This window comes from Halobacteriovorax sp. JY17 (assembly GCF_002753895.1).
Taxonomy (GTDB): Bacteria; Bdellovibrionota; Bacteriovoracia; order Bacteriovoracales; family Bacteriovoracaceae; genus Halobacteriovorax.
Map to the genome: position 1 here is coordinate 551,612 of NZ_NJER01000003.1, position 24,825 is coordinate 576,436.

General features: G+C 35.1%; 23 protein-coding genes. 3 read left to right on the plus strand and 20 right to left on the minus strand.

From position 1 onward, the window contains the following. Positions 1-13: 13 nt before the first annotated feature. The gene (locus tag CES88_RS15155) at positions 14-1,450 is read left to right on the plus strand and encodes a phosphatidylserine/phosphatidylglycerophosphate/cardiolipin synthase family protein (protein WP_290736286.1); all 1,437 of its coding nucleotides are present in this window, start codon (positions 14-16) and stop codon (positions 1,448-1,450) included. Positions 1,451-1,456: 6 nt separating this feature from the next. Here the strand turns inward: CES88_RS15155 and ligA are convergent, their stop codons facing one another. The 3 genes from ligA to CES88_RS15170 are packed head-to-tail and all read right to left on the minus strand — an operon-like array spanning position 1,457 to position 5,156. After that, complete coding sequence (gene ligA, locus CES88_RS15160) at positions 1,457-3,340, minus strand: NAD-dependent DNA ligase LigA (protein ID WP_290736289.1); 1,884 nt, start codon at positions 3,338-3,340, stop codon at positions 1,457-1,459. 5 nt (positions 3,341-3,345) lie between these two features. Then, positions 3,346-4,824, minus strand: a complete 1,479-nt coding sequence (locus CES88_RS15165) for a hypothetical protein (protein WP_290736291.1) — start codon at positions 4,822-4,824, stop codon at positions 3,346-3,348. Continuing rightward, positions 4,821-5,156: a hypothetical protein gene (locus CES88_RS15170; RefSeq protein WP_290736294.1), complete on the minus strand. Its 336-nt coding sequence runs from the start codon at positions 5,154-5,156 to the stop codon at positions 4,821-4,823. Before CES88_RS15170 ends, CES88_RS15165 begins: the two co-directional genes overlap by 4 nt. Before the next feature lie 125 nt (positions 5,157-5,281). Between CES88_RS15170 and CES88_RS15175 the strand changes: the two genes are divergently transcribed. Together CES88_RS15175 and CES88_RS15180 are read left to right on the plus strand one after the other, a co-directional pair. Then, on the plus strand, positions 5,282-6,451 hold the full coding sequence (locus tag CES88_RS15175; RefSeq protein ID WP_290736297.1) for a patatin-like phospholipase family protein: 1,170 nt from the start codon (positions 5,282-5,284) through the stop codon (positions 6,449-6,451). Next, positions 6,439-7,800 (plus strand): lytic transglycosylase domain-containing protein, encoded by a 1,362-nt coding sequence (locus CES88_RS15180; protein ID WP_290736300.1) that lies wholly within the window; start codon positions 6,439-6,441, stop codon positions 7,798-7,800. Before CES88_RS15175 ends, CES88_RS15180 begins: the two co-directional genes overlap by 13 nt. 1 nt (position 7,801) lies before the next feature. On the opposite strand, the gene CES88_RS15185 is transcribed toward CES88_RS15180, so the two are convergent. From CES88_RS15185 to rpmH, 17 genes are all read right to left on the minus strand, one after another. Continuing rightward, positions 7,802-9,907, minus strand: a complete 2,106-nt coding sequence (locus tag CES88_RS15185) for a hypothetical protein (protein WP_290736303.1) — start codon at positions 9,905-9,907, stop codon at positions 7,802-7,804. Between the two features lie 131 nt (positions 9,908-10,038). After that, positions 10,039-10,470, minus strand: coding sequence for an ATP synthase F1 subunit epsilon (atpC, locus tag CES88_RS15190; protein ID WP_290736306.1), 432 nt, complete (start codon positions 10,468-10,470; stop codon positions 10,039-10,041). Positions 10,471-10,516: 46 nt separating this feature from the next. Continuing rightward, positions 10,517-11,938: a F0F1 ATP synthase subunit beta gene (gene atpD, locus CES88_RS15195; protein WP_290736309.1), complete on the minus strand. Its 1,422-nt coding sequence runs from the start codon at positions 11,936-11,938 to the stop codon at positions 10,517-10,519. 10 nt (positions 11,939-11,948) lie between these two features. Beyond that, entirely contained in the window at positions 11,949-12,815 is an 867-nt protein-coding gene (gene atpG / locus CES88_RS15200) for an ATP synthase F1 subunit gamma (protein WP_290736312.1), read from the minus strand. Positions 12,816-12,858: 43 nt separating this feature from the next. Beyond that, a complete protein-coding gene (gene atpA / locus CES88_RS15205; protein WP_290736315.1) occupies positions 12,859-14,361 on the minus strand; it encodes a F0F1 ATP synthase subunit alpha in 1,503 nt (500 codons plus the stop codon). 18 nt (positions 14,362-14,379) lie between these two features. Continuing rightward, positions 14,380-14,919, minus strand: coding sequence for a F0F1 ATP synthase subunit delta (locus tag CES88_RS15210; protein WP_290736318.1), 540 nt, complete (start codon positions 14,917-14,919; stop codon positions 14,380-14,382). 17 nt (positions 14,920-14,936) lie between these two features. After that, on the minus strand, positions 14,937-15,467 hold the full coding sequence (locus CES88_RS15215; RefSeq protein ID WP_290736321.1) for an ATP synthase F0 subunit B: 531 nt from the start codon (positions 15,465-15,467) through the stop codon (positions 14,937-14,939). A 13-nt stretch (positions 15,468-15,480) separates the two neighbouring features. Continuing rightward, positions 15,481-15,924, minus strand: coding sequence for a hypothetical protein (locus CES88_RS15220; RefSeq protein WP_290736324.1), 444 nt, complete (start codon positions 15,922-15,924; stop codon positions 15,481-15,483). Positions 15,925-16,105: 181 nt separating this feature from the next. After that, entirely contained in the window at positions 16,106-16,447 is a 342-nt protein-coding gene (locus CES88_RS15225; RefSeq protein ID WP_290736327.1) for a polymer-forming cytoskeletal protein, read from the minus strand. A gap of 84 nt (positions 16,448-16,531) precedes the next feature. Then, on the minus strand, positions 16,532-17,464 hold the full coding sequence (locus CES88_RS15230) for a ParB/RepB/Spo0J family partition protein (RefSeq protein WP_290736330.1): 933 nt from the start codon (positions 17,462-17,464) through the stop codon (positions 16,532-16,534). A gap of 12 nt (positions 17,465-17,476) precedes the next feature. Beyond that, on the minus strand, positions 17,477-18,352 hold the full coding sequence (locus CES88_RS15235) for an AAA family ATPase (protein WP_290736332.1): 876 nt from the start codon (positions 18,350-18,352) through the stop codon (positions 17,477-17,479). Positions 18,353-18,390: 38 nt separating this feature from the next. After that, complete coding sequence (locus CES88_RS15240) at positions 18,391-19,032, minus strand: RsmG family class I SAM-dependent methyltransferase (RefSeq protein WP_290736335.1); 642 nt, start codon at positions 19,030-19,032, stop codon at positions 18,391-18,393. Continuing rightward, entirely contained in the window at positions 19,029-20,876 is a 1,848-nt protein-coding gene (gene mnmG, locus CES88_RS15245) for a tRNA uridine-5-carboxymethylaminomethyl(34) synthesis enzyme MnmG (protein WP_290736338.1), read from the minus strand. Before mnmG ends, CES88_RS15240 begins: the two co-directional genes overlap by 4 nt. Positions 20,877-21,023: 147 nt before the next feature. Next, a complete protein-coding gene (locus CES88_RS15250) occupies positions 21,024-22,520 on the minus strand; it encodes a GTPase (protein ID WP_290736341.1) in 1,497 nt (498 codons plus the stop codon). Between the two features lie 2 nt (positions 22,521-22,522). Beyond that, positions 22,523-23,992 carry a membrane protein insertase YidC gene (yidC, locus tag CES88_RS15255; RefSeq protein WP_290736344.1) on the minus strand — a complete coding sequence of 490 codons (1,470 nt, stop codon included), beginning with the start codon at positions 23,990-23,992 and terminating at the stop codon, positions 22,523-22,525. Between the two features lie 79 nt (positions 23,993-24,071). Further along, positions 24,072-24,437 (minus strand): ribonuclease P protein component, encoded by a 366-nt coding sequence (gene rnpA / locus CES88_RS15260; RefSeq protein WP_290736347.1) that lies wholly within the window; start codon positions 24,435-24,437, stop codon positions 24,072-24,074. 6 nt (positions 24,438-24,443) lie between these two features. After that, on the minus strand, positions 24,444-24,596 hold the full coding sequence (rpmH, locus tag CES88_RS15265; RefSeq protein WP_290736350.1) for a 50S ribosomal protein L34: 153 nt from the start codon (positions 24,594-24,596) through the stop codon (positions 24,444-24,446). Positions 24,597-24,825 lie beyond the last annotated feature (229 nt).

The window sequence follows — 24,825 nt, forward strand, 5'->3', positions numbered from 1 at the left end:
TTAAAGGTGAAATATGAAATTCTTATTTATTATTCTACTTACATTCTTATCTCTAACCTCTAATGCTGATACCAAGTTCTATTCAAAATTTTCTCCAAATCAAGGGGACGAAGCCTTTGAAATTATTTATGAAAAGGTGAAGAGCTCTAAAAACTTCGTCTACGCAACGATCTATTCTTGGTCAGACAAGGGAATAACAGATTCATTTAAAGAAGCACTTGAAAAGGGTGTCGAAGTTAAAATCGTTCTCCACCCAAGCCTGGCTAAAAAAGCAAGTATTCAAAAAATTGCAAAAGAGCTTGAAGAACTTGGCGCTGATTTGAAAATTGCCAAAATGAATATGCATGAGAAATTTGTTCTAATTGACGATAACTTTGTTGTTAACTCATCAGCCAATATGTCAGGCGGCGCAAAAACAAAGTATAGTGAAAACTTTATTTACCATAGCAATGAAAGTATTGAAGGAAAGGCCCTTCTAGTTCAATTTAAAAAAGAATTTATAATTCTATGGAATTCAGCAAAAGATATTTTTACAAAAGGAGAAACCATTGCAGAAAAACTTCCTCTTGAGACTCTGCAAAACCTCCCTGAATCTTCAGACGTAACACTTTATTCTAGTTCTATGAATTTTAAAGTCACTGAAAATAAAGTCACTTCCAGTGCCTATAAGCAAGGGAAGTACTACACTCTTAGCCGAAATGGTGGTGTTAAAAACCAAACATGGCTAGTAAGAGATGCTATCCTTAAGAACATTAAAGCTGCCAAGATGAATATTTACTTATCACTTAATCACTTTAACATTAGAGATATTTCAGATGCTTTAATAGATGCCGTAAAAAGAGGTGTTGAAGTAAAGTTGGCCGTGGATAATCAGGAATTTAAAACAAGAATAAATAACAAAGAAATGACTCCACAATTCGTAAGTGATTGGAAGAAAATTGAAGGTAATTCAAAAAAGACGGCTCCTGTAAGAGTTAAGTATTACTCTCACTTACCATCCCCTAGATACTGGCTTTTAAATCATCATAAGTTTATTCTAATTGATTATGATCAAGAAAATCTTGATGGAACAACTCTTATCTCTGGCTCATATAATTTAAGTAAAACTGCTGAACACAATCAATTCGATAATATGGTTGTATATAAGACAATTAGAAATGAAAGAATTTTTAAAAGTTTTATGAAAGAGTTCAACTCTCTTTGGTCTTGGAACAGAGACAGTAAAGATCTTCCAAAAGAAGAATTCATTAATCAATTCACTGATCTTAAAGATGACACTTCTGTTTCTCTTCACATGAAAGAAGCTATCTCTCTCAATTGGGATGAAGTCTTAAAACTAAGAAGAAAGGTTTCTAGCTTTGCTAAAGGGATTTTTAAAGGACTCTATAGTCATAAAGACTGTCTCTACTATGACATTAAGAAACAAGCTTTCTGGGGATGCCCAAGATAATTCACACTAAGAGCTAGTCAATTTGATTAGCTCTTCTTCAGTTAGAATTTCAATTCCAAGACTCTGTGCCTTCTTTAACTTACTCGAACCACTCGTTTGATCATTTGTAACAAGTATATCAGTATTCTTTGTTACAGAACTTACAACAATTCCGCTCGCATCACGAATTTTTCCTTCTATGACAGATCTCTTTTCAGAAAGTGATCCCGTAATACAGATTTTCTTATCCGTTAGAGCCGTTTCATTTTTTACAACTTCTTCAAATGAAAATCCAACCTGTTCTAATTCATTAATTAATTCAAACTTAGCACTTAAAGATTCAAAGAAATCAACAGAGGACTTTTCAGCGAAACCATCAATTACCCTTAATTTTTCAGGGCTCAATTCTTTTATTTTTTCAAGACTATCATAACCAGCAAAGACAACCTTCTCACACTTATTATAAGCTCCACCGCTAATCCCAAGTGCTGAGAGGAAAGTAATAAGATCCACCGATTTACTTTTTTCAATCGCAGCGATTAACTTTGTTGCCAACTTTTCTTTAACTTTATCTAAAGTCAGAAGATCATCCATTTTTATTTTATAAAGATCTGAAATTTTTAAAACTAATCTAGCCTTTATAAGCTCATCTAACCTCTTAGAGCTTAGATCATCGATTCCTATCTTTTGAATATAGTTTAGAATGCTCTCTTTAATTATTGCTGGGCACTTCTTATTCACACAAACTAAACGTATATCTATTATTCTTACTTCTTCACCACATGAAGGGCAGTTTTCAGGAAAAGAGAATTCATTTCCAGAGTCATCTACAAGCTCTAAAAATTTTGGTATCACCTCGCCAGACCTAACAATTTTAATTCTATCTCCGGATTTTAAATTAAATTGTTTTACTAAACCGAAGTTATGAAGAGTTACTCTCGAAATATTTGCCCCACTCAACTCAACTGGCTCAACATTTGCCACCGGAGTTAAGATTCCGTTTCTCGAAACGCCCCAAATGATCTCTCTTATATTTGTGTCCTTAGCTTCGCCTTGAAACTTAAATGCCATTTTATAACGAGGATGATGAGCTGTTTCACCAAGTTCTCGGTGCCATCTCTGATCATTGAAACTAAAAACAATTCCATCGATTAGAAATTCTCCCTCCGCCATAAACTCCTTTGCTTCTTCTATCGTTTTCTCAATAGATTTCTTATTCTTATGCAGAGTGTATTCTAAAGTATCAAAACCTTCTTTCTGTAGAAATTTAACTTTCTCTACTTCCGTTTCAATGCTTTCTTTTCCTAAAAGTTCAAATGCCTTAAATGTTAACTTTCCTGAGAGCTGTAAGTAATCTTTTCTAGATATTAATCCCGCAACAATATTTCTTTGAGAGGTAGGTTTTTCTAACCCAAGAGAAACCATTTCATCAGAGAGTTCAAAGAAACTCCTTTCTTCACAATATATCTCCCCACGAACTTCTATATTTGCTTTCTCAGAGATCATCTTTGGTATTGATTTTATCTCTAGTGCTTTTGCCGTAATATTCTCACCAAAACTACCATCTCCTCTTGTCTTTGCCATAACAAGCTCCCCCTCTTCATAAATAAGAGAGCAACTCATTCCGTCAATTTTATACATGGAGATTATTTCACGAGAATCCATCCAAGATTCAAGCTCATCAATTTTATACGTTTTAGCAAGGCTAAGCATTTTCTGTTCATGCTTAACTTTATTATCTGATCGTTGTTTTATCCCTACAGTTTTGAGTATTGCACTCTCAGGACTCAACAATCGAAGCTCTTCTTCTAACTCATCAAATTCAAGGTCTGTTATTTCAGCCCGACCAAGATAATAGAGCTCCTTATGGTGCTCTATTAACTCTTCTAATTCTCTAATATTTTTTTTCATTTTATCTAAAAGTTAAACCTAACTCCACCCTTAAAAGCTGTGTCCTTAAGAGACATTGATTGCCCACCAGTGAATTTTGCTTTATTGCTATTAAACTCTAACCCACCTTCTATTTCCATATTTGGACTATAGTTGTGGCTTCCGCCAATTTCAATATTATAATTACTACTAGAATCATCTTTACCATAAAGGAAAACATCTTCTGAATAGCTTGAAGTCAGCATGAATTCTAACCTAATATGTGCTCTGAATTTCTTCATAAGAGGTATACTTCCCTTCCCTCCAAGAATCACACCACTAAATGAGACTTCTCCAATTTTATTTGCCGAGAGATCATCATGGCCGTAAGTATACTTAGCATAACCAACATAGGCATCAACTTGAGGGCCAAAAAAGAAACCAAGAGGAAGATATCTATATCCAAATTTTAATTTAAACTTACTATTTGTAGTTGAGTTAGAATCAACTGAAAGATTTCCACTCTTCTTTTTCTGTGACCCAAAGTTTGAACCTAACTCAAAGCTACCCCAATAATTTCGAGTGGCCCAAAGTTCCGCTTCAATATTAACTCCCATTAACAAACCACTTAAAGAGTTTGTTACTGCCCCTGTAGTGCTTGAGACTTTGCTTGAATTAAGAACACCAAATATTCCTATGGTTCCAAGCTTACCAAATGAGAAGTCATCTTTTCCGCCTGCTTGCTCATAAGGGATTTTTAGAAGATCTGCTTTTTGTGCATTCGCATCTTTCTTTAGAATAACCCAATCATCAATTTCAACTCTTTTTCTCGATTCATACTTATCTATTTTTCCTTGGGCCTGCGTTGGAGAAACATAGAAGATTCTTCCGTTTGAAAGTTTCTCAGTTTCCCAATCAACAATTTCTTTAAAGAGAGGATGTCTCTTCTTTTTAATAGGCCTAATAATCTCTACAGAATCATTGATAAAGACCCCATAACTCTTTCCAAAATCAACTGTAAATTGATTTCCAAGTATTCCAAGTATTCTTCCATCATAAGGAATATTTTTTTCATATTGATCGAGCCAATTCTTTACTGTCTGTCCAATAACTACTGGATCATTATTCGATAACCTTAACTTCTCTTTGAAGTAAACATCTTTTCCGTTGTCTCCAATGATATTCATCTCTACTTCTACGCCATTATCTTCACTAATAAGTTCAATTCTAATTAAACTTCCCGCTTTTGTTTTTTCGGCAACAACCTTTAGAACATCCTCATTGTGAAGATGCTCATCAAGATTTCTCTTATAGTTTCCTAAGATATTTATAATTTCTGAGTTTGACCTATAGTAGCACCATTCTGATGTCTTAAGATATCTCTCAACCTCTTCATAAACTTTAAAACCAAGCGCTCCACCGATAGAGTCCTTAACAGGAAGAAGCATGCATTTTCTCATCGACTGAGATGCGTTCACACTCATAGAGGCGAATGCGATAAAAAGTATTAGAATTATTTTATTCATAGTCCTACCGGGATTTCTGGAAGTTGATTAGTATTAGACTGGCCTTCATAAAGGTCCACGAGCATTTTCAATTCATCATTTTCTAGCTGCAAGCTTTTCAATTGAAGTTGTAATTCTTGAATTTCTAATTTCGACTTTAGGAGTTCCCCTTCTGTACCATTTCTATTTTCATACTTATTATAATTTTCTTCACTCATGAAGATAAGAAATTTACCATTCTCTTTCTTAAATCTAACTCTTTCAGATTTAATATATCTTCTAACAGTAGAAACTGAGATATTTCTGAGCTGTGAATATTCTGAAATGGATAGCCATAATCCTTCAATTTGCATAATCACTCCATGATTTATGTATTTGTAATCATTTTATTCAATTTATGATGAATAATCAAAAATAAGTGGTACTTGAGTAAAAGAGTTCTCTTTTTTTTAATTCAATACGAGTCTATAATCTATCCATGCAAAGAGTAGATATATCAAATTTCAAGAATAAGAAAACCGCCCTCGTTATGTCAGGTGGAGTAGTTAAAGCTGCAGCTTGGCATCTTGGTGTAGCACTTGCCCTTGAAGAATTAGGGTTTACCCTGAAAAATAACAATTCTCACGAGAGCGAACTTGAAATATCAACCTATGTAGGTTCAAGTGCCGGCTCTCTAATAGGACTCTACTTTGCCCAAGGCTTTAGGCCAATGGATATAATTGAGGCCACAATTAATAAGAATAATAGTAAGATTAGAGCAATTAACTATAAGGATATGCTAAGCCTTAAAAAGCCTCATGGTACACCCACTAGTTATTATGACCCTCTAGAAGGTTTCCCTGGTCTTTTAAAACGACTTTTAAAGCCACTTCTCTCTGTTCCAGGGATATTCAGTACACAGGGATTGCACGATTATCTTATAGAAAACGTTATTACAGAAAAAACCTTTGAAGAACTCAAGGCCGATCTATTTGTTGTGGCCACTCAACTCGATCACACAAGAAAAGTTATCTTTAGTAAGTATAATTACCCAAATCCAACGCATGATAATACTGCAAATTACTATACCGGGATTCCTTTAGCTGAAAGTGTAACCGCCTCAATGAGTGTTCCACCATTCTATAGTCCGTATCCAATTAAAAACCCTCATACAGGTCAAACAGACTATTATATTGATGGAGAAATTAGAGAAACCCTTTCAACTCACGTAGCCTTTGATCATAATTGCGATTTCATTATCTCTTCTTGGACACACACTCCCTACCATTTTCACGATGAAATAGGATCCCTTGTTAATTATGGTCTTCCGGCCATTTGTACTCAGGCCATATACCTAATGATTCAAAAGAAGATTGTGGCCAATAGGGCCAGAAGAGAGCTTTCTGCAGACATCATTAATACAGTGAATGATTATCTGAAGGCCAATAAATTCGATATAAAACACAGAAATCAATTAACCTCAATACTTGAGCGTAAATTGTCTTATAAACCAAATGTTCACATGATTGATATTTTCCCTAAACATGAAGATTATCAACTCTTTTTTAGAAATTCATTTTCTTTAAGCCCTGACAAAACTTCTGAAATGGTTTCTGCAGGGTATAAGCGAACAATAAATATTTTCAAACGGCACGAATGGGAAAGTTAATTCTATTATTTTTATTATCTATTAAATCTTTTGCTTTAGTACCAGAGAACTTTTTCCAAGATGATTTAACAATCATTGAAAGTATTGTTTTAAAGAAGAAAGTTGAATACTTTGATCTTGGTCCTCTATATAAAGGTGATCAATTTCACTTCTATGCAAGAGATCCCGAGAATAGAATTTCTAATGAGTTCCCAATACCTAAGTATTTTTATAATAAGGTTCATTTTTGGTTTAATATCTACACCCTCTATGACTCTAACTACTCCGTTCTTCACGACAAACAAAATATGAGTGTTATCTATGATGTTATAGACTATACCTCTCTAGCTGAATCAGGCCTTAATCACCATACGAAATTTGCTCTTCAGTCTAAGCTTACGCTTAACAAGGTTACTGAATTAAAGAAAGTATTTAAAAACCTTGGAGACAATAAAAACCTTGGACTAAAAGAGCAGAATATACTTAAGGTATTGAAGAATTCAAGAATTCAAATTCCAAAAGGTGTGACGAAGAGAAAACTCTTCTTCAAAAAGCTTGCTAATAATCTGAGAGCACAAACAGGACAAAAGGATAATATTCAAAGAGGATTATCTAATATACAGCCCTTTGAAAGCTCTATGGATAAATACTTTGAAAAATTTAAACTTCCAAAGGAGCTAAAAGCAATTCCTTTTCTAGAATCCTCCTTTAACACAAAAGCAAGATCGAAAGTAGACGCTACTGGAACGTGGCAATTTATGAAGTATACGGGTAGTCACTTTATGCCAATTAACAGATACGTTGACGGCAGAATGAATCCGCTTCTTTCCACAATTAGTGCTCTACATCTGTTGAAGCAAAATAAAATGATTTTAAAATCTTGGGACCTTGCTGTTACCGCTTACAACTCTGGACCTAAACACTATATCAAGGCAAAGAGGCAGTTAAAAAAGAAAGACGCCGATCTAGAATATATACTAACAAATTATAAGCATGCTCATATTGGCTTTGCTTCAAAGAATTTTTACTCTGAGTTTCTTGCTCTCGTTTACTCACTAGCTTACCGAGAAAATTTCTTTGAAAAGCCAAAAGGCGATCCCCATGAAAGAGTAAAGGTCTTTATTACGAAGTGTACTCAATCGCCTGCTTGGTACTTTAAAAATGTCGAAAAGATTGATCCTGAAACAAAGTTAATCAATCTACACTTCAGAAAGAGACGCTTAGGTACCAAACTTCGAAAGGGTCAAATCATCTTCGCCGACGTTGACTTAAATAGTAAGAAGTATTACGAACTACCTGATAAGTATATTACGAAGAAGTATCCTAAGAACTGGCATCAACTCGTTTCACGAATGAAATGTGGAAAATAATCTATAGTTGCTCAACAATAATTGTATTTGATGAGCAAAATGTTTGAATATAATCTCTAGATTGGTCTGAGTATTCAACTTCGATATTCATTGTTCCCGTTGTATCCCCAACCATAAACACTTTCTTTGCAAAATCACTTGCATCCGTATTGAACATTCCATCTTTATCTAAATAGAGTTTTTCAATCCCAATTGGTCCTTTATAACTCTCGCTTGCAACCTTCATATCTACGATATTCTTACTAAAGTTCACCTGGATTAAACATTTATTATCCAGGTCTCCAATCTTTAGTGTATCCATTACATAATTTAAATACTCTCTACTTGGCACATGTAATGATTTATTATCCATAAACCCTACGTAGATACTTTCACCCAAATGTTTTAATTCCACATACTTTCTCATTCCCAGAGGAAGAACAGGTCGTTCAATTTCGTATAAATTTAAGCCGATAGATTTAGAACCAATACCTGTATTGAAGTATCTAATATCATCTCCATCAATATTTAACTCAAGATCATTCTTTCCAAGAAGTTTTGTTTCGAATAACTCAATCTTCTCTTTCTTGGATTGAATATATGTATTTGATTCATAGAGAACATGATCTTCAACTAGGTGAACAATTTTTTCACCTACTTCATTATTTAGAGTTAAATATTGAATAAGCGTATTACCTGGCTCAACACCTACGTAGAGGATAAATCTATAATCATCACCTTCTTCTACTTTTTTAAATCTATCATTAAGGAGTATTCTTTCTACATACTTATGATCAATATCGATGCTATCAGTAGATTCATCTAACTCAACGAGAAGCATTGCCCCTCTAATTCCTTCAAATCTTTTAAAAACATCATCTCTTTCTAAAAGAGGAATATTTACTAAGAAGTCTCCATACTCTAATGGAAGTTCTACAATTGTTGGAAAAGTATCACTACTAAGTATCGTCCCTCTTATTGTTGATACTCTCTCGTTAATCATTTCTTCAATTTCAATTGCCCCTATAGAACCACTTGATAGTGGTTCACCAAAGCTCACATCGCTAACAAATTGAAAAGGAGTTGTATTTTTAGATAATCCCTTTCCTATTATTCCCAGTGAAGTTCGAACACTAAGTTTTGCATTTGTTGGATAACTATTCTTCTTTGGTGCACTTAAAGATGCTTGTACTAATTGTGAGTAGTCAGGTGTTTTGGTTGGTGCAGACTTTTGAGTAGTCACTTCTTTCTGAGTATTCACTTCTAGCTTTACCTGCTTTCCCGCTGGAAGTAATTGCATAGCTTCATCAATTGATAACACTTCTTCTTTAAGAGGATTCTCAGTTAAAGCAACGACCTGCTTTGTTATTTCTTTCTTCATTTCTTTATTTGATACTTTAACAATTTCTTCTTGTTTCTTTTCTGAGTAGTCAAAGAATAACATCTCATCATTCTTCTCTTCTTTTACTTCTTTCTTTTTTCCTTCTTCTTTCTTGGCAACAATCTCTTCTATATCAACATTATTAACGAGCTCATTTATTAAGGCCTCTTCATTTGGAGCAAGTTTTTCAGTTGCCGATAGTGCCACTGAAACCTCATCTCCCTTTGTTACTTCTTTAAGACTCGAGAGTGTTTCAACTTTTTCTTCTTTTATGGCAACGGCTTTCTCCATCTTCTCTTGATGAATATTGAATTGGCTATCCACAGGCAAAGTAAACCCGTTCAATAAACTTGCAACAACAAATGTCTTAACCACTGGGACCTCATATCCTTTCATATCAATTAACTTTTGATTATTTACCTCTAGGTTTTCTAAATTTTCTTCTCTCTTCTTAGAGGCTCTCGAAAGTTTAAAAGATTTAGAAGGTTTAGAAGCTCTTTGAAATCTCTTTAATGAGATCCTGTATTTCGAATTTAATTCTCTTCTTAAGAGGTCTTTTTTTACTAACGTTTCGTCGCTATTTTTCACATTAACTCTAATACTAGAAATGCCTTTTGAAGCCTTTAATAGTGGGTTTAGATCAAATGTTGTCTTACTTGTAAAATGAACATAGGACTGTTTTGCGACCTCGAATGAGGCGACAGTGAGTAGCGTGAATATGGTTGTTAGAAGTACGTATTTTTTCATTACTAGTACATCTATTTTCAACGCTAACAGATTAATTTTAAAGTACTAAATGTTTGCCTAGTGATTTTATGAATAGGCATAAAAAAAGGCCACATGAAGTGGCCTCTTTTTTATTTAATTTTGACTATTCATTAAATATTTCTGCTTCTAACAAAGTCATGAAGTTGAATTCTGAGCTTAGCTCTCTCTTCTTTTCTTCTGTACTTATCAATTTCATCATCAGATAGGCCTTGAGACTCTTTAAGCCTTTCTTCAGCATTTTTTAATGCTTCAATTGCTCTATCTCTATCAATTTCTACAGCTTCTTCAGCAACATTTGCGAGAATAGTAACTTTCTGGTCAAGTATTTTACAAATACCCGTCGTGATCCCAAAGAATCTATCTGGATCATCTGCTCCACCAAAAACAGAAAGCATACCAGTATCTAATTTAGTCACAAGATGAGTGTGATCTTTTAAAATATTGATTTGCCCTCTTTCAGTAGGAACCAAAAGTGCTTCAGCAGGAATATCCTTAGCAACGATTGCATATGGAGTTAAAATATCTACTGTAAAATTATTCATACTAATCCCAAATAATTCTGAGGATGCAAGCACCCTCAGTTATTAATTAATTACCTTTAAGAATCTCTGCCGCTTTTTCTTTAACCATTTCAAGGTTACCCATTAGGTAAAAAGCTTGCTCTGGAAGAGCATCACATTCACCAGCAAGAATTGACTTGAATCCAGAAATTGTATCTTCTATAGATACGAATTTACCTGGGTTACCAGTAAATTGCTCAGCAACAAAGAATGGCTGTGAAAGGAACTTTTGAACCTTTCTAGCTCTACCAACGATAAGCTTATCTTCTTCAGAAAGCTCATCCATACCAAGGATAGCAATGATATCTTGAAGTTCTTTATATCTTTGAAGGATTTCCTGAACTGCTCTTGCTGTATCATAGTGCTCATCACCAAGAACTTCTGCAGAAAGAATTGTTGAAGAAGAAGTTAGTGGATCAACCGCTGGGTAAATTCCAATCTCCGCAATTGCTCTTGAAAGTTCTGTAGTCGCATCAAGGTGAGCAAACGTAGTTGCTGGCGCCGGATCCGTATAATCATCCGCAGGAACGTAAACGGCCTGAATAGATGTAATTGAACCATCTTTTGTTGATGTAATTCTTTCCTGCATAGCACCCATTTCTGTAGAAAGAGTTGGTTGGTAACCAACGGCAGAAGGGATACGACCAAGTAGTGCAGAAACTTCTGAACCGGCCTGAGTAAAACGGAAGATATTATCAACGAAGAAAAGAACGTCTTGTTTTTCAACATCACGGAAATATTCTGCAACAGTAAGACCTGTAAGGGCTACTCTAGCTCTTGCACCTGGTGGCTCATTCATCTGCCCATATACCAGTGCTGTTTTATCGATAACACCAGACTCACTCATCTCGTCGTAAAGGTCACGACCCTCACGTGTTCTTTCACCAACACCAGCGAATACTGAGAAACCACCGTGTTGAGTAGCAATGTTATTAATTAGTTCCATAATAAGAACTGTCTTACCAACACCTGCACCACCAAATAGACCAATCTTTCCACCCTTTAAATAAGGAGCAAGAAGATCGATTACTTTAATACCTGTGAAGAACGGCTCTTTTGATGTTGCTTGATCATCAAATGTAGGTGCTTCTCTGTGGATATTACTTGTTTGCTTGTTACCGATATCACCTCTTTCATCAATTGGCTGTCCAGTAACGTTAATAATACGTCCTAGAACTTCTTTACCAACTGGAGCTTGAATACCTTTACCAGTGTCAACAACTTCTAAACCTCTTGCAAGACCTTCAGTTGCATCCATAGCAATACATCTTACTACGTTGTCACCTAAGTGTTGAGATACCTCAACTACTAGATTGTTCTTCTCTTCAGAAATAACTTTGTTTGTTAAAGTTAGAGCGTTGTAGATCGATGGAAGTTTTCCGTTTGGAAATTCAACGTCAACAACTGGACCCATAACTTGCTTAATGTACCCAATATTAGTCTCAGACATTACTAGCTCCTTAGCCATTTAATGACTCAGCACCTGATACAACTTCGATTAACTCAGTTGTAATGGCCGCTTGTCTTAATTTATTCATTTTAATAGTTAGTTTATCAATTGCTTCTTTACAGTTAGCAGATGCAGAATCCATTGCACTCATTCTCGAACCATGCTCAGCTGCTAATGCATCTAAAAGAGATGTATAAACAGAACTCACATAAGTTTGAGGAATTAATGAATCAAGTATTTCCTTTGGTGTAGGCTCATACTTAAAATCAAATGGAAACTTTTCTTTTAACTCTTGCTTTTCTTCTTCAGCTAAAGACATTGGAAGAACTTGTTTTACACAAGGATCAAACTCTATTGCTGATTCAAAAATATTATAGGCAACATAAATTCTACCGATTTCACCAGACTTAAACTTTTCAGCAAGTTCCTCAGCAACATCAACCATTTCATTATATGTCGGCTCAATTTTTTCAAAAGAAAAATCTTTCGCTACAATAACTTCTTTCTTAACCAGGTCTTTAACCTTCTTACCAATGAAGTAGCATTCCACTTCTTCCTCAGTTTGAGAGATAAACGCTTTAACTTTCTTAGAAAGTTGAGAGTTGTAACCTGCACAAAGACCTTTATTGCTTGAGATAACAAGAAGTGCTGACTTCTTATTATCGCTTTCTACTAGGTATTCGTGGCTGTAATCTTGAACAAGAGCAGATACAGTTTTGATTGTTTCCTCAAGTTCCTTAGCATAAGGACGTGAGTTTTGAATCGCCTGTTGAGCCTTACTCAATTTTGCAGCAGAAACGAGCTTCATAGCAGAAGTAATTTTATATGTACCTTTAGTACTTTTAATTTTCTTTTTAAGCTCTTTAATATTTGCCATTATGGCTCCTCATAAAGAGGAAGAAGTTTTACCTTCTTCCTAATTAGTATTTAAATCCTGCTACGAATTCTTTAATGATCGAAGTTAACTTTTCTTCATCTTGAACAGCTTTCTTCTCATTGATCTCTTTAACCATATCAGCGTGCTTAGTATTGATTAAATCAACTAAACCTTTTTCACATGCTTGAATTTGGTTAACTGGTACAGAATCTAGAAGACCTTTTGTAGCAGCGTAGATACCAATTACTTGATCTACAACTTGCATAGGAACATATTGTCCTTGCTTAAGAAGTTCAACTAGTCTCTCACCTTTTGAAAGTTGAGCTTGAGTTGCTGCATCTAAATCAGAACCAAAAGCCGCGAATGCAGCAAGCTCTCTAAATGAAGCAAGATCAAGTCTAAGAGTACCAGCAACTTTCTTCATTGCTTTAATTTGAGCTGAACCACCAACTCTAGAAACTGAAAGACCAACGTTAACAGCTGGACGTACACCAGAGTTAAATAAGTCAGACTCTAGGAAGATCTGTCCATCTGTAATTGAAATAACGTTTGTAGGAATATAAGCCGAAACGTCACCTTCTTGAGTTTCAATAACTGGAAGTGCAGTTAGTGAACCTGCTCCAAGTTCATCAGAAAGCTTTGCAGCTCTTTCCAGAAGTCTTGAGTGTAAATAGAAAACGTCCCCAGGGAATGCTTCACGACCTGGTGGTCTTCTAAGTAGTAATGACATTTGTCTATAGGCCTGAGCTTGCTTAGTTAAATCGTCATATACGATAACTGCGTGCTTACCATTGTCTCTATAGTATTCACCCATTGTACAACCAGTGTACGGAGCAAGATATTGAAGAGGAGCTGAATCAGATGCAGTTGCAGATACAATGATTGTATACTCAAGTGCTCCGGCTTCTCTTAGTTTCTGTTGTACTTGTCTAACAGTAGAATTCTTCTGTCCGATGGCAACGTAGATACATACAACATCTTTACCTTTTTGGTTGATGATTGTATCGATCGCTACTGCAGTCTTTCCTGTCTTACGGTCACCAATAATAAGTTCACGTTGACCTCTACCAATTGGGATCATTGAATCGATCGCCTTGATACCTGTTTGAAGAGGCTCATGTACTGGCTTTCTTGCAATAATTCCTGGAGCTTTAATTTCAATTTTACCAAACTTATCGCTCTTAATTTCACCTTGACCATCAATTGGCTCACCAATTGCGTTAACAACTCTACCTAGTAGAGCATCACCGATTGGAACTTCGACAATTTTCTCAGTTCTCTTAACAGTAGAACCTTCTTTAATGTCGTTATCGTTACCAAGGATGGCCACACCAACGTTGTTAGCTTCAAGGTTAAGAACCATACCTTTAGTACCTGTTCCAAACTCAACTAGTTCTCCGGCCATAACATTTTTTAGACCGAATACTCTGGCAACACCGTCACCAACAGTTAGAACTGTTCCTACTTCATCAACCTGTAATTTAGTTTCGAAATTGGCAATTCTACTTTTAATAATGCTCGTAATTTCTTCTGGGTTCATCGACATTTGATACCTCTTTAATAATTATTCACTTAATACTGAATCTTTAAATTTTGCTAATTGATTATCTAACGAAGCATCAAGCTGTAGATCTTCTACAGTTACTTTGTAACCTGCTGTGATGTCTTCATTTTGTACATAAGTTAACTCTGTTGTTAGCCCTAGTTTTTCTTTAAGATAACTTGTCATCTTAGTTTTAAACTCAGGAGATACATCAGATCCACTTCCTTCGATTGTCCCTCTTAAAAATCCTTTATTATGATCATCGATCACAATAACTTCTTTAAAAATTAAAGGGAAAATACTTATTCTTTTTTCGTTAATTAGAAAATTAACAAAGTTCTTAACTATTGGAGCAAGACCTAGCTTTGAAAGAACTTCTTTCATAACGCTTTCTTTTTCTTCAATAGTAAAAACATCTAAGAACAGTAGATTTTCTAGATTATTGTTCTCATTAATAAGAACACTTAAATCTGTAAGCTCTTTCGCAGCATCTACATTGGCCTCTTTGGCTAATTCGATAAGTGACTGAGCGTAAGCTTTTGCAACAATTTGTTCTTTCATTACTTAACCACCAAGAGTTAGATTTCAGCTATTAATTTATTCGTAGCTTTATCTTTATAATCTTTATTCTCATTTATTTTAGATTTTGCTTTTGCAATTACTTCATCAACTAGAGATGCATTAATTGAACGAACAGCTTGATCTTTTTCGTAAGCAACTTTTTGATCGGCATCAATATTTAGCTTTTCAATAAGCTCTACTGTTTCAGTAGCACTTGCTTTTTCGAATTCTTCGATCTGCCCTCTTGTTTCTTTCATAATCTTTTCAGACTCAGATTTAAGAGAGTTCATTTTCTTTTCATACATATCAAGTTTAATTTGAGCTTCTTTGTCTTTCTCTTCAGCTACATTATAAAGAGCTTCCACGTCTTCAGCATTTTTAGTAAAAGCCGCACTTATTGGCTTTCTAAGTAATACAACCATTACCAAAAACAATGGAATAAAGTTCCAAGCTGGTAATATAAGTTCAGAAATGTGACCTCCGTGGGCCCCACCACCAGCTGCTTGAACATTGGCAACTGTTAGAATTAAAGCAATTAACTTCAACATCTATATATCCTTATTAATTTGTTAGTTTATTAACGAGATCACTTGATAGAGAATCTGCCTCTTTTAACACATTTGCTTTATGTGTTTCTAATTCGGCCATAAATTCTTTTCTCTTAGTTTCAACTTGAATATTTAATTGGTTCTCTACTTCTTTCAATTTTGATTTTTGTGCATCTAATGCGCTATTTTTCTTATCTGAAAGTAGTGAGTATGCTTCTTGATTAGCTTTATTTAATTCTGCTTTATATTTCTGTGCCAACTCTTCCGCTTCTGCAAACTTCTTATTTGCATTACCTTCAAGTCTTGTTGTTTTATTTTCTCTTAACTCTAGCACTTCCTGAAGTTTTCCAAACAAAGAATACTTAAGAACAAAATAGAAAATAATTACTAATGCTAACTGATAAAAGAAAGTAATATCAGCACCTAAACTTTTAAAAATATTAAGAAAAGTATCCATTCTATTTAAGCTCCAAATCTATTAACTTCATACTAAAATTACGAAGAATAATTTTTAACGATTTATGTATATAAACGACCTTAATGAATACTTATAGAGGCGTATAACGTCAAGGAATTTAAGAATTAAGAGGTAAGAAAAATATGATTCTAACAGAGTTCTTTTAATGAATTTTATTTGATTAATTTTCCTGATCACGCATTTTTGTTGTACCGTGAAATATAACGCCCTCTTCCACAATTAAGCTCGGAGTTGTTATTGTCCCTTCAAACCTAGCTGGCTTGATAATTTCCACTCTACTCGACGCTTTGATATTACCTTTTACCGTTCCTGAGATTAAAATAACGTTTGCGTTCACATCTGCGTTAATAATTGCCCCTTCAGAGACAATTACTGTATCATTTGAAAAAATACTTCCATTAACAATTCCTGCAATTCTTGCAACACCATTAAACGAGAGATTGCCTTCAAACTTACAACCCTCTTCAATTATTGCTGAAATATCTTTTTCATTATTTTGCATGGTTTTTCCATTAGTGGTTCTATAGGACCAAATTTATGTGCCCCCATAGAACCATTTTTTAGAGTGGTCCTATGGGACCACTTATTAATTACTCATTAAATATTCAAAAATATCATTAAATTCTGCTTCGTTAGAGTATTTAAGAACTACTTGTCCTGCTCCATTTTGCTTCGAATTTAATTGAAAGTGAAAACCTGTTTTCTTTTCAAGTTTTTGCTTTAAAGAATCTAGTTTTTCATCAAAGAAAGGATTTGCTCTCTTTGGTTCTTTATAATTCTTTTTAGACTTAATCAGTTTCTCTAGCTCTCTTACTGAGAGATTATTAGCTACCGCTTCATTCGCAAATCTAATCGCCTTTTCTCTATCTTTTTCTGCCGCTAAAATTTTTGCATGACCAAAAGATAGAAACTCTTTTTGAAGTAATTCAATTACGTCTCTTGGAAGTTTTAAAACTCTTAGAAAGTTTGCAACAGTTGATCTTTCTTTTCCTAATTTCTTAGCAACTTCTTCTTGAGTAAGATTGTACTCATCCATTAATTGATAGTAAGCAAGGGCTTCTTCAACACAATTAAGATCTGATCTTTGAACGTTTTCAATGATGGCCATTACCATTTTTTCACGATCAGTTGCTCTCTTAATGACAGCTGGTATTTTTGTAAGCCCTGCAAGTTTAGAAGCTCTAAGTCTTCTCTCTCCTGCTACTAACTCAAAACCTTTTTCGAGCTGAACAACTATAACTGGCTGGATAACACCATTTTCTTTAATAGATAATGATAATTCTTCTAGCTCTTTTTCTTTAAATATTTTTCTTGGCTGATTAGGGTTTGTTTTAATTTCTGAAATTTCAATCATTGCTGGTTGATGATCAATAACAGTTTTAACCTCTTGCTTAACTGCAGAAGTATTTGAATCAATATCAAACGCCATTTTATTTTTTAAATTACCTAGAACAGCATCATTATTTGCGCCAGATATTAATGATCCTATTCCTTTTCCAAGTGCTACTTTCTTTGCCATTAGATACCTCGCCTATTGTATTTGATCTTGAGATTGAACATGAGAACTTTCTAAATTAGGAACTTCTGGCAACTCGCTTGTCGCCTGTTCCTCTACCGGTAACTCCGGTAATCCCTCTGCCTCTCTCTCTTTCAAGATCACTTCCTTGGCGAGTGCTAAATATGCTTCACTTCCTTTTGATTCAATATCGTAAAGAATAATTGGTTTACCAAAACTAGGACACTCTGCAAGTTTTACATTTCTTGGGATAACAGCGTCGAAAACCTTCTCTCCAAAATGCTTTCTAATTTCACCTGTAACTTGCTTGTGTAAACTTGATCTACCATCAAACATTGTAAGTAAAATTCCATCCATTTTAAGATTTGGATTTAGATTCGTTTTTATAAGCCTAACCGTATTTAAAAGTTGGGCCAAACCTTCCATTGCTAAATACTCTGTTTGCATTGGAACAATAAAGGTTTCTGCAGCATTAAGTGCATTTACCGTTAATAGCCCTAGAGATGGTGGGCAATCGATTAAGATATAGTCGTATTCATCCATTATTGGCTCAAATGCAGACTTGAGCTTAGCCTCTCTGGCAAAAAGGCTTACAAGCTCAATTTCAGCTCCTGAGAGATTGTTGTCACTTGGGCAAATATGTAAATAAGGAAGTTCAGTTTGATAAATTGCTTCTCTAATTGGAGCCTGTCCGATCATGGCGTGATAGATATTGCACTCAGAATGATTCGATGCATCAAGGCCTAGGCTGATACTTCCGTTTCCTTGTGGATCTAGATCAATTACTAGAGTTTTTTTCTCGGCCACTGCAAGGCAGGCAGCAAGGTTAATGGTAGACGTTGTTTTACCAACTCCACCTTTCTGGTTCATCATAGCAATGATTTTAGCCATTTAGGTCTCCCCTAAGATAGTTCGTGTGTAGTTAAAAATTAGATTAGTTGCGACAGATTGACAAGATTTTTAATCTCTTTTTTTAGTGTTCCACGTGGAACAGTTCTATTTTTTAAACCAATTAATGTCCTACCGTCTGTGCCTTCTAAATCATAGAACAACTCTTCAATAACTTCCCATTTCTTTTCGGTTGGCTCCAACTCTTCAAGTTCATAGAATGAAGGTCCTTTATAAAAGAAGACCGAGGTTTGCTCTCTGTACTTAATTAATGGAATAAAATTTTCAATTGTCCCGACGGCCTTAAAAGTAATAACTACAGGTATGTCAATGTTAACTGTCTCGATTCTATGGTGATAGCATTTAACATTCTTTAACCCAAGCTTCTCGGCGATTTCTTGAACCACTTTTGCTTTCTTGGCTCGTGCCTCAAATCCAACAAACTTCTTTTCCGGAAAAAGATATGCTAATGGGAGAATAGGAAATCCTCCACCAAAGCCAACATCTACGACAACCTTTGTATCGTCTATAGCCTTCTTAAAAACCTTACTTACTTCCAAAGGAAGAACTGAATCTACGATTTGTTTTTGAAAGAAATCTTCGAAAGTTGTAATTCTTGTAAGGTTAATACCTTTGTATTCACCGGTTAAGAGATCGTGATACCTCTGAGCAAACTCTTTCATTGAATTATATTTCCTGCCACAAAGGCCAATGTTGCTGGTCTAATACCATCTATTCTCTGAAGCTGTGAAAATGTTGTAGGCTTAACCTCTTCAATCCTCTGTCTGCATTCATTGGATATATTCCCAGCAATAATACTCTTCCAGTTAATTACTTTCTTCCCAAGCCTATAAATTCTTTCATTCTCTACAATTGATCGATTTATATAGCCTTCATACTTTAATGAGATTGCACAGGCGTAAAGAACTTCAGATGAGAAGCTTACGCCTCTCTTTAAAAGTTCTCTTTCCAATGTCTCAACAGGATTTACCTGACTTCTTCTAATTAATTCATCCATCGCAAGATTTTTAGACAATTCACCGTATCCAGACTCTGCAAAATACTTTTTATTAGCTGGTGTTGCATAAATGCTCGAACTCTTTACTAAATTCCAAAGAATTTCATACTCATCTAAGAATTCCTGGTGATGAATATCGATTTCACATGATAAACCAAGTGCCAATCTGTACTTGGCCATTCTATTTACCGAATTATCCTCTCTAACATAGAGTCTATTTTCAGACCTTGCTGTAAAAAGCCTGTACGGTTCATCTCTCTTATTAGAAATTAAATCTTCTACCATTACTCCGATATAGGAATCAGCTCTATCAAGAACCATTTTCTCTTTACCAAGAAGAGAGAGTGCTGCATTTACCCCAGCAATCAAGCCTTGCCCTGCAGCTTCCTCGTAACCTGATGTCCCATTCACTTGTCCAGCAAAGAAAAGTCCTGGAATATCTATATATTCCAAGCAATCACTCAGCTTAGATGTATCTACAACATCATACTCAACAGCATATCCGTAAACTTCTATCTCGCAGGCCTCAAAACCCTCTATTGTGCGCAGAAATTCAAGCTGAACTTCCTTTGGCAGGCTAGTAGAGACCCCATTTGGATAAATTGTATTAGCTGTAAGCCCTTCGGGCTCAACAAACACATGGTGTGAATTTCTATCTGGGTAACGAAAAGCTTTATCTTCTATACTTGGGCAATATCTTGGACCTACCCCTTTAATTTGACCGTTATATATGGGAGATCTTTCTTTATTTTCTCTAATAATCCCTAAAGTGTTCTCATTAGTGTGAGCAATGTAACAAGATCTCTGCTCTACAAACCTCTCGCTAGCTAAATTCAAAGAATGAAAGTTCTTTGTCTTTGGATCACTCTTTTGCTCTACAAACTTACTATAATCCAAACTGTCTTTATTCAACCTGGCTGGCGTACCAGTTTTAAATCTAGTTTCTAAAGTAGAAACCTTTGAAAAGAGCTCATTCATTCCCGGAGACATTTGACAGCCTACACGTCCACCAGCATTTGACTCAGAGCCAGTGTGCAATTTACCATTGAGAAAAGTTCCTGTCGTTACAACACACTTTCTTGTAAAGAAAGCACTCTTTTCCGTCTGTATGCTAAAACCATTTACACCATCATTAATTGAGACAACTTTCTCTTTGACGACACTAATATTTGGGACTGCTGCGATAAAAGCTTCAGCATTTGCAGTATAGAGGTCTTTATCAACTTGCACTCTTGTGGACTGTACAGCGTATCCTTTTGATTCATTTAAAATTCTATACTGTATGGCAGAGCTATCCGCAATCTTTCCCATTAGGCCACCGAGGGCATCAATCTCTCGAACGACCTGACCCTTACCCACTCCACCAATTGCAGGATTACAAGGGGCTGAAGCAAGTCCCACATTTGGCATCGAAAGAATTAGAACCTTCAAGTCAAACTGTGCTGAAATCCATGCGGCTTCGACCCCAGCATGTCCTCCACCAATAATTGCAATATCATATTCTTGCATTCAAACCTCTAATTGTTCCATGTGGAACATTTGAGAACTATCGTTAAAACTTGTTCCACGTGGAACTTTTACAGAGAATTTAGTAGAGAGATTTAAACATTTGGAGCAATAATGTCCATAAATAATTGAAAATATTGTAAAAAAACCCTATTTTCCTATACAAAAATTACTAAAAATATTATTTAAAACATCATCTGGAGAGATGATTCCTAGTAATTCCGATACTTTAGCTTCCAAAATATTTAATTCAGAGGAGATAATCGCAATATCAACCTCGTCATTTGTAAGTTCCTGAAATTGCAACATTGATAAATATATATTATTTACACACTCTCTATGCCTTGAAACAAGTAGCGGATTGTCCTGACAAAGAGAATTAAACTTAGAAATAACTAGTTTTTCAATAACCGCTTCTAGTGGTTCTATAGGACCATTTTTTATTAAATTTACTGCCCCCATAGAACCAGCTCTGTCTTCTACTTTTGCCCCCATAGGACCAAAATCATTTTCTGGTTCTATAGGACCATTCTCCAAAAAAGTAAAATCCCTAGTATTCACCGAGAGGTTCGCGGTTATAGCAGAATTAAATACTGGAAGAGTTTTTAAAAACTCCTCAAAATTAAAATCGCGAAGTTGATCTTTATGAGAAATAATTAAAAGATCAAATTCCTCATTCTTAAGGAATTTATAATCTTCTTTCTTTGTTTGTAGAGGATTAACCACGAGTATTTTAAAAAATGACGAACTTGAAATCTCTATAGCTCTCTCAATCCCCACTTTTTCAATACTATCTTCCGTTTCACGAAGACCAGCAGTATCAACCAATCTAAAAGTATTCCCTTGAAGGGTTAAGTACTCTGATACGTAATCTCTAGTTGTTCCTGCTTGATCAGAGACAATAGATCTATCGCTTGCAAGCAAGAGATTAAATAAAGAGCTCTTTCCCGCATTCGTTTGGCCAATAAGAGAAATGGATGGATTAACTAAATCACTCTTATCTGACTGCACTCTTCGCCACAGTTGAGAAACTCTATTCTTAAAATCAGAGAGAGACTCATTTAAGAGAATGCTACACTGCTCTTCACCTACATCCTCAGAAAAATCAATACTGATTTCGACTGATGACTTAAGCTTTAAAAATGAACCATGCAAATCCATATATTGCTTATGAAGATCTCCAGATAAAACTTGAAGACCTTGATCCAGCATAAAAGAAGAGCTCGCATTAAGAAGCAAATCAAGACCCTCTACCTGAGAGAGAGTTAACTTCCTATTCTTAAGTGCTCTATAGGAAAACTCCCCTTCTTTAGCGGCCCTTAATAATCCGCTACTAGTGAAAAGCTTAATAATTCTTTGAATATTAATTTGGTTTCCATGAACACCAAGCTCAAGAATATTTTCTCCATTATAACTATTGGGTGCTGGAAAATAGGTAAGAACAACCTCATCAATAACAACTTCATTATCTAAGAGAGAACTAAAATGACTATAGCGAGGTTTAGTATTTTTTAAATTAAATTTGAAGAAACTTTGAAAAGCTTTAATATCATCAAAGCCCGATATACGAATAAGGCCTATAGCACTATTAGTCTGTAATCCAGAACTGCATGCAATAATAGGCCTATCATCATATAAGTGAAGCATAATTAATCAGTTAATTTATAAACTAATAATTGCTGACCAACACCATATATAGTCGATGTGAAAATATATAGATTAAGACCGGCCGGTAAATCTTTCATAATAAAACCAAAAACTAATGGCATAATCATCATCACTTTCTTCTGAGTAGGATCAGCTGTAGGAGAAGGATTTAAACGAGTTTGCAAGGCCATAGCAAGCGCCATTAAAACTGGTAGTACATAGTATGGATCTTTAATTGAAAGATCGTGAATCCATCCAAAAAATGGTGAACCTACAAACTCTTCAGCATTATAAAGAACCTGATAGAATGCAAAGAAAATTGGCATCTGAGCGATAAGTGGCAAGCATCCACCTAGCGGGTTTGCACCGGCTTTCTTAAATGCCTCCATTGTTTCTTTTTGCATTCTCTGCGGATCGTCTTTAAACTTTTCTTTAAGCTTAGTTAATTCAGGCTGAATCTTCTGCATCTTCTTCATAGACTTAAAAGACTTAAACTGAAGAGGAAACATAATCGTTCTAATAATCAAAGTTAGGATAATAATGGCCAGACCATAGTTTGGAACATAGTCGTGAACAAATTGTAATCCTCTTAAAATTGGAACAGAAATAATTCCAAAGAATCCAAAATCAATAGAGAGATCTAATTTATCACCAAGCTTAGCCAGTAAATCGTAATTCTTTTTAGAAAATACAATAGAGCCTTCCATTGCTTGCATTTCATTGACAAAAGTAGATCTAAACTCCCCTGATTCAAATGCGTTTAATCTAGCTGCAATTGGATCTTTAAAAGTCATAGCAAATAAGTGAAAGTTAAAATCGATAGCAATCCATCTCATTTTTCCATCATCTTCATCACTATCACCTGCCTTCATATGCTGAAGTTTTTGTGTGTAGTAACTAAATTGTCTTATCTGTCTATTCTCTTCCTCTCTCTCAGAAGAAGTTAAAACAACTCTATATCTATAAGCTGTCTTAGAACCTATCTTATAGGAAACTTTACCCATATCATTCATTTCAAAATCAACATCTATACCTAGCTCAGAGTTAGAACCTTGAATGTGAGAAGGGCTTACTTGATTAAAAGTAAAGTTCTTAGAAGCAAAACTCGCCCCAGAACCAATTTGAACAGCAAATGGCTTCTCAACACCAGTAGTTGCAAAGAAATCAAAAGCTGCACCAGGATTAACAAAGTCCTGAATAGAAAGATCTGAATTAACTGTAACAGAGTGACCATTATTAGAAAGAGTAAAAGCCTCTACGCTTGTAGAAACAACATCGTTCTTCTTAACGACTTCAGTTCCAAGCTTAGCAGTATTCGCAGCATTCTTCTCAATTGCTTTTTCTGCAATTTGCTTTGTAGCATCTGCCTCAACAACTGCTGGCTGTTGTGGAGCAAAGTAAGTCTGCCAACCAAATAGAACTAGCCCCGATAGGACCACTGCTAAAAACATGCGTTTTTGATCATTATTCATTTAAAAAACTCCAATTAGGAATGTAAATTTTTGATGATGAGTAGATATCACATTGATAATAGCTAGGAAAGTTTTGATTCTATAATGTCTCAAGTAAATGATTAAAAGAATCCTTTAAGCACTTCTCTTGCTCCTCGATACCTTGAACATTTTTTGTAATATAAGGAGAAACAATCACCAAGATATCGAAGCCTTTAACCTTCAATTCCGATCTTCTAAATAGATCTCTCATTATTCTCTTATAACGATTGCGTACAACAGCGTTTCCAACTTTCTTTGTAACTGAAAAACCTATACGTGAATGATCTTTAGACGAAGAAATGCGGGTTGGCTTATAATAAGCCATTAACCACTTAGACTTGAATCTCTTTGAGTTCTTCCTTAAATAGGAAAAATCCTGGGTCGATAAGAGACGATAAGACTTATCGTAGCTATTATCGACCATAGACTATTATTTAGAACCAGTAGTAACAGTAAGTTGCTTTCTACCTTTAGCTCTTCTGGCGTTAATTATATTCTTTCCACCAGCTGTAGACATTCTCTTAAGAAATCCGTGAACTCTTAATCTTTTCTTTCTTTTCGGTTGCCAAGTTCTCTTGCTCATCGCTCCACCTTATCTATATTAACATTTAACTTTAATTACGAAGGATAACATTTACACATGGGTTTTAAAAAGGTCAATGGCCCTTTGCAAAAAATAAGCAAACTTTCGACTTTTTTTGGCCCTGCGAAAAAAATATTAAGATTTGTTTGGAAATCCCATTGGGCCATGCTAAAAATTTGCACCCACACAAGCAGAAGCATTAAACTACACACAACGGAGATAGAAAAAG

What these genes read in the sequence shown, in the direction of transcription:
- CES88_RS15155 (WP_290736286.1), top strand. Translation starts at nt 14, where the DNA reads ATGAAATTCTTATTTATTATTCTACTTACATTCTTATCTCTAACCTCT.
- ligA (WP_290736289.1), bottom strand. Translation starts at nt 3,340, where the DNA reads ATGAAAAAAAATATTAGAGAATTAGAAGAGTTAATAGAGCACCATAAG.
- CES88_RS15165 (WP_290736291.1), bottom strand. Translation starts at nt 4,824, where the DNA reads ATGAATAAAATAATTCTAATACTTTTTATCGCATTCGCCTCTATGAGT.
- CES88_RS15170 (WP_290736294.1), bottom strand. Translation starts at nt 5,156, where the DNA reads ATGCAAATTGAAGGATTATGGCTATCCATTTCAGAATATTCACAGCTC.
- CES88_RS15175 (WP_290736297.1), top strand. Translation starts at nt 5,282, where the DNA reads ATGCAAAGAGTAGATATATCAAATTTCAAGAATAAGAAAACCGCCCTC.
- CES88_RS15180 (WP_290736300.1), top strand. Translation starts at nt 6,439, where the DNA reads ATGGGAAAGTTAATTCTATTATTTTTATTATCTATTAAATCTTTTGCT.
- CES88_RS15185 (WP_290736303.1), bottom strand. Translation starts at nt 9,907, where the DNA reads ATGAAAAAATACGTACTTCTAACAACCATATTCACGCTACTCACTGTC.
- atpC (WP_290736306.1), bottom strand. Translation starts at nt 10,470, where the DNA reads ATGAATAATTTTACAGTAGATATTTTAACTCCATATGCAATCGTTGCT.
- atpD (WP_290736309.1), bottom strand. Translation starts at nt 11,938, where the DNA reads ATGTCTGAGACTAATATTGGGTACATTAAGCAAGTTATGGGTCCAGTT.
- atpG (WP_290736312.1), bottom strand. Translation starts at nt 12,815, where the DNA reads ATGGCAAATATTAAAGAGCTTAAAAAGAAAATTAAAAGTACTAAAGGT.
- atpA (WP_290736315.1), bottom strand. Translation starts at nt 14,361, where the DNA reads ATGTCGATGAACCCAGAAGAAATTACGAGCATTATTAAAAGTAGAATT.
- CES88_RS15210 (WP_290736318.1), bottom strand. Translation starts at nt 14,919, where the DNA reads ATGAAAGAACAAATTGTTGCAAAAGCTTACGCTCAGTCACTTATCGAA.
- CES88_RS15215 (WP_290736321.1), bottom strand. Translation starts at nt 15,467, where the DNA reads ATGTTGAAGTTAATTGCTTTAATTCTAACAGTTGCCAATGTTCAAGCA.
- CES88_RS15220 (WP_290736324.1), bottom strand. Translation starts at nt 15,924, where the DNA reads ATGGATACTTTTCTTAATATTTTTAAAAGTTTAGGTGCTGATATTACT.
- CES88_RS15225 (WP_290736327.1), bottom strand. Translation starts at nt 16,447, where the DNA reads ATGCAAAATAATGAAAAAGATATTTCAGCAATAATTGAAGAGGGTTGT.
- CES88_RS15230 (WP_290736330.1), bottom strand. Translation starts at nt 17,464, where the DNA reads ATGGCAAAGAAAGTAGCACTTGGAAAAGGAATAGGATCATTAATATCT.
- CES88_RS15235 (WP_290736332.1), bottom strand. Translation starts at nt 18,352, where the DNA reads ATGGCTAAAATCATTGCTATGATGAACCAGAAAGGTGGAGTTGGTAAA.
- CES88_RS15240 (WP_290736335.1), bottom strand. Translation starts at nt 19,032, where the DNA reads ATGAAAGAGTTTGCTCAGAGGTATCACGATCTCTTAACCGGTGAATAC.
- mnmG (WP_290736338.1), bottom strand. Translation starts at nt 20,876, where the DNA reads ATGCAAGAATATGATATTGCAATTATTGGTGGAGGACATGCTGGGGTC.
- CES88_RS15250 (WP_290736341.1), bottom strand. Translation starts at nt 22,520, where the DNA reads ATGCTTCACTTATATGATGATAGGCCTATTATTGCATGCAGTTCTGGA.
- yidC (WP_290736344.1), bottom strand. Translation starts at nt 23,992, where the DNA reads ATGAATAATGATCAAAAACGCATGTTTTTAGCAGTGGTCCTATCGGGG.
- rnpA (WP_290736347.1), bottom strand. Translation starts at nt 24,437, where the DNA reads ATGGTCGATAATAGCTACGATAAGTCTTATCGTCTCTTATCGACCCAG.
- rpmH (WP_290736350.1), bottom strand. Translation starts at nt 24,596, where the DNA reads ATGAGCAAGAGAACTTGGCAACCGAAAAGAAAGAAAAGATTAAGAGTT.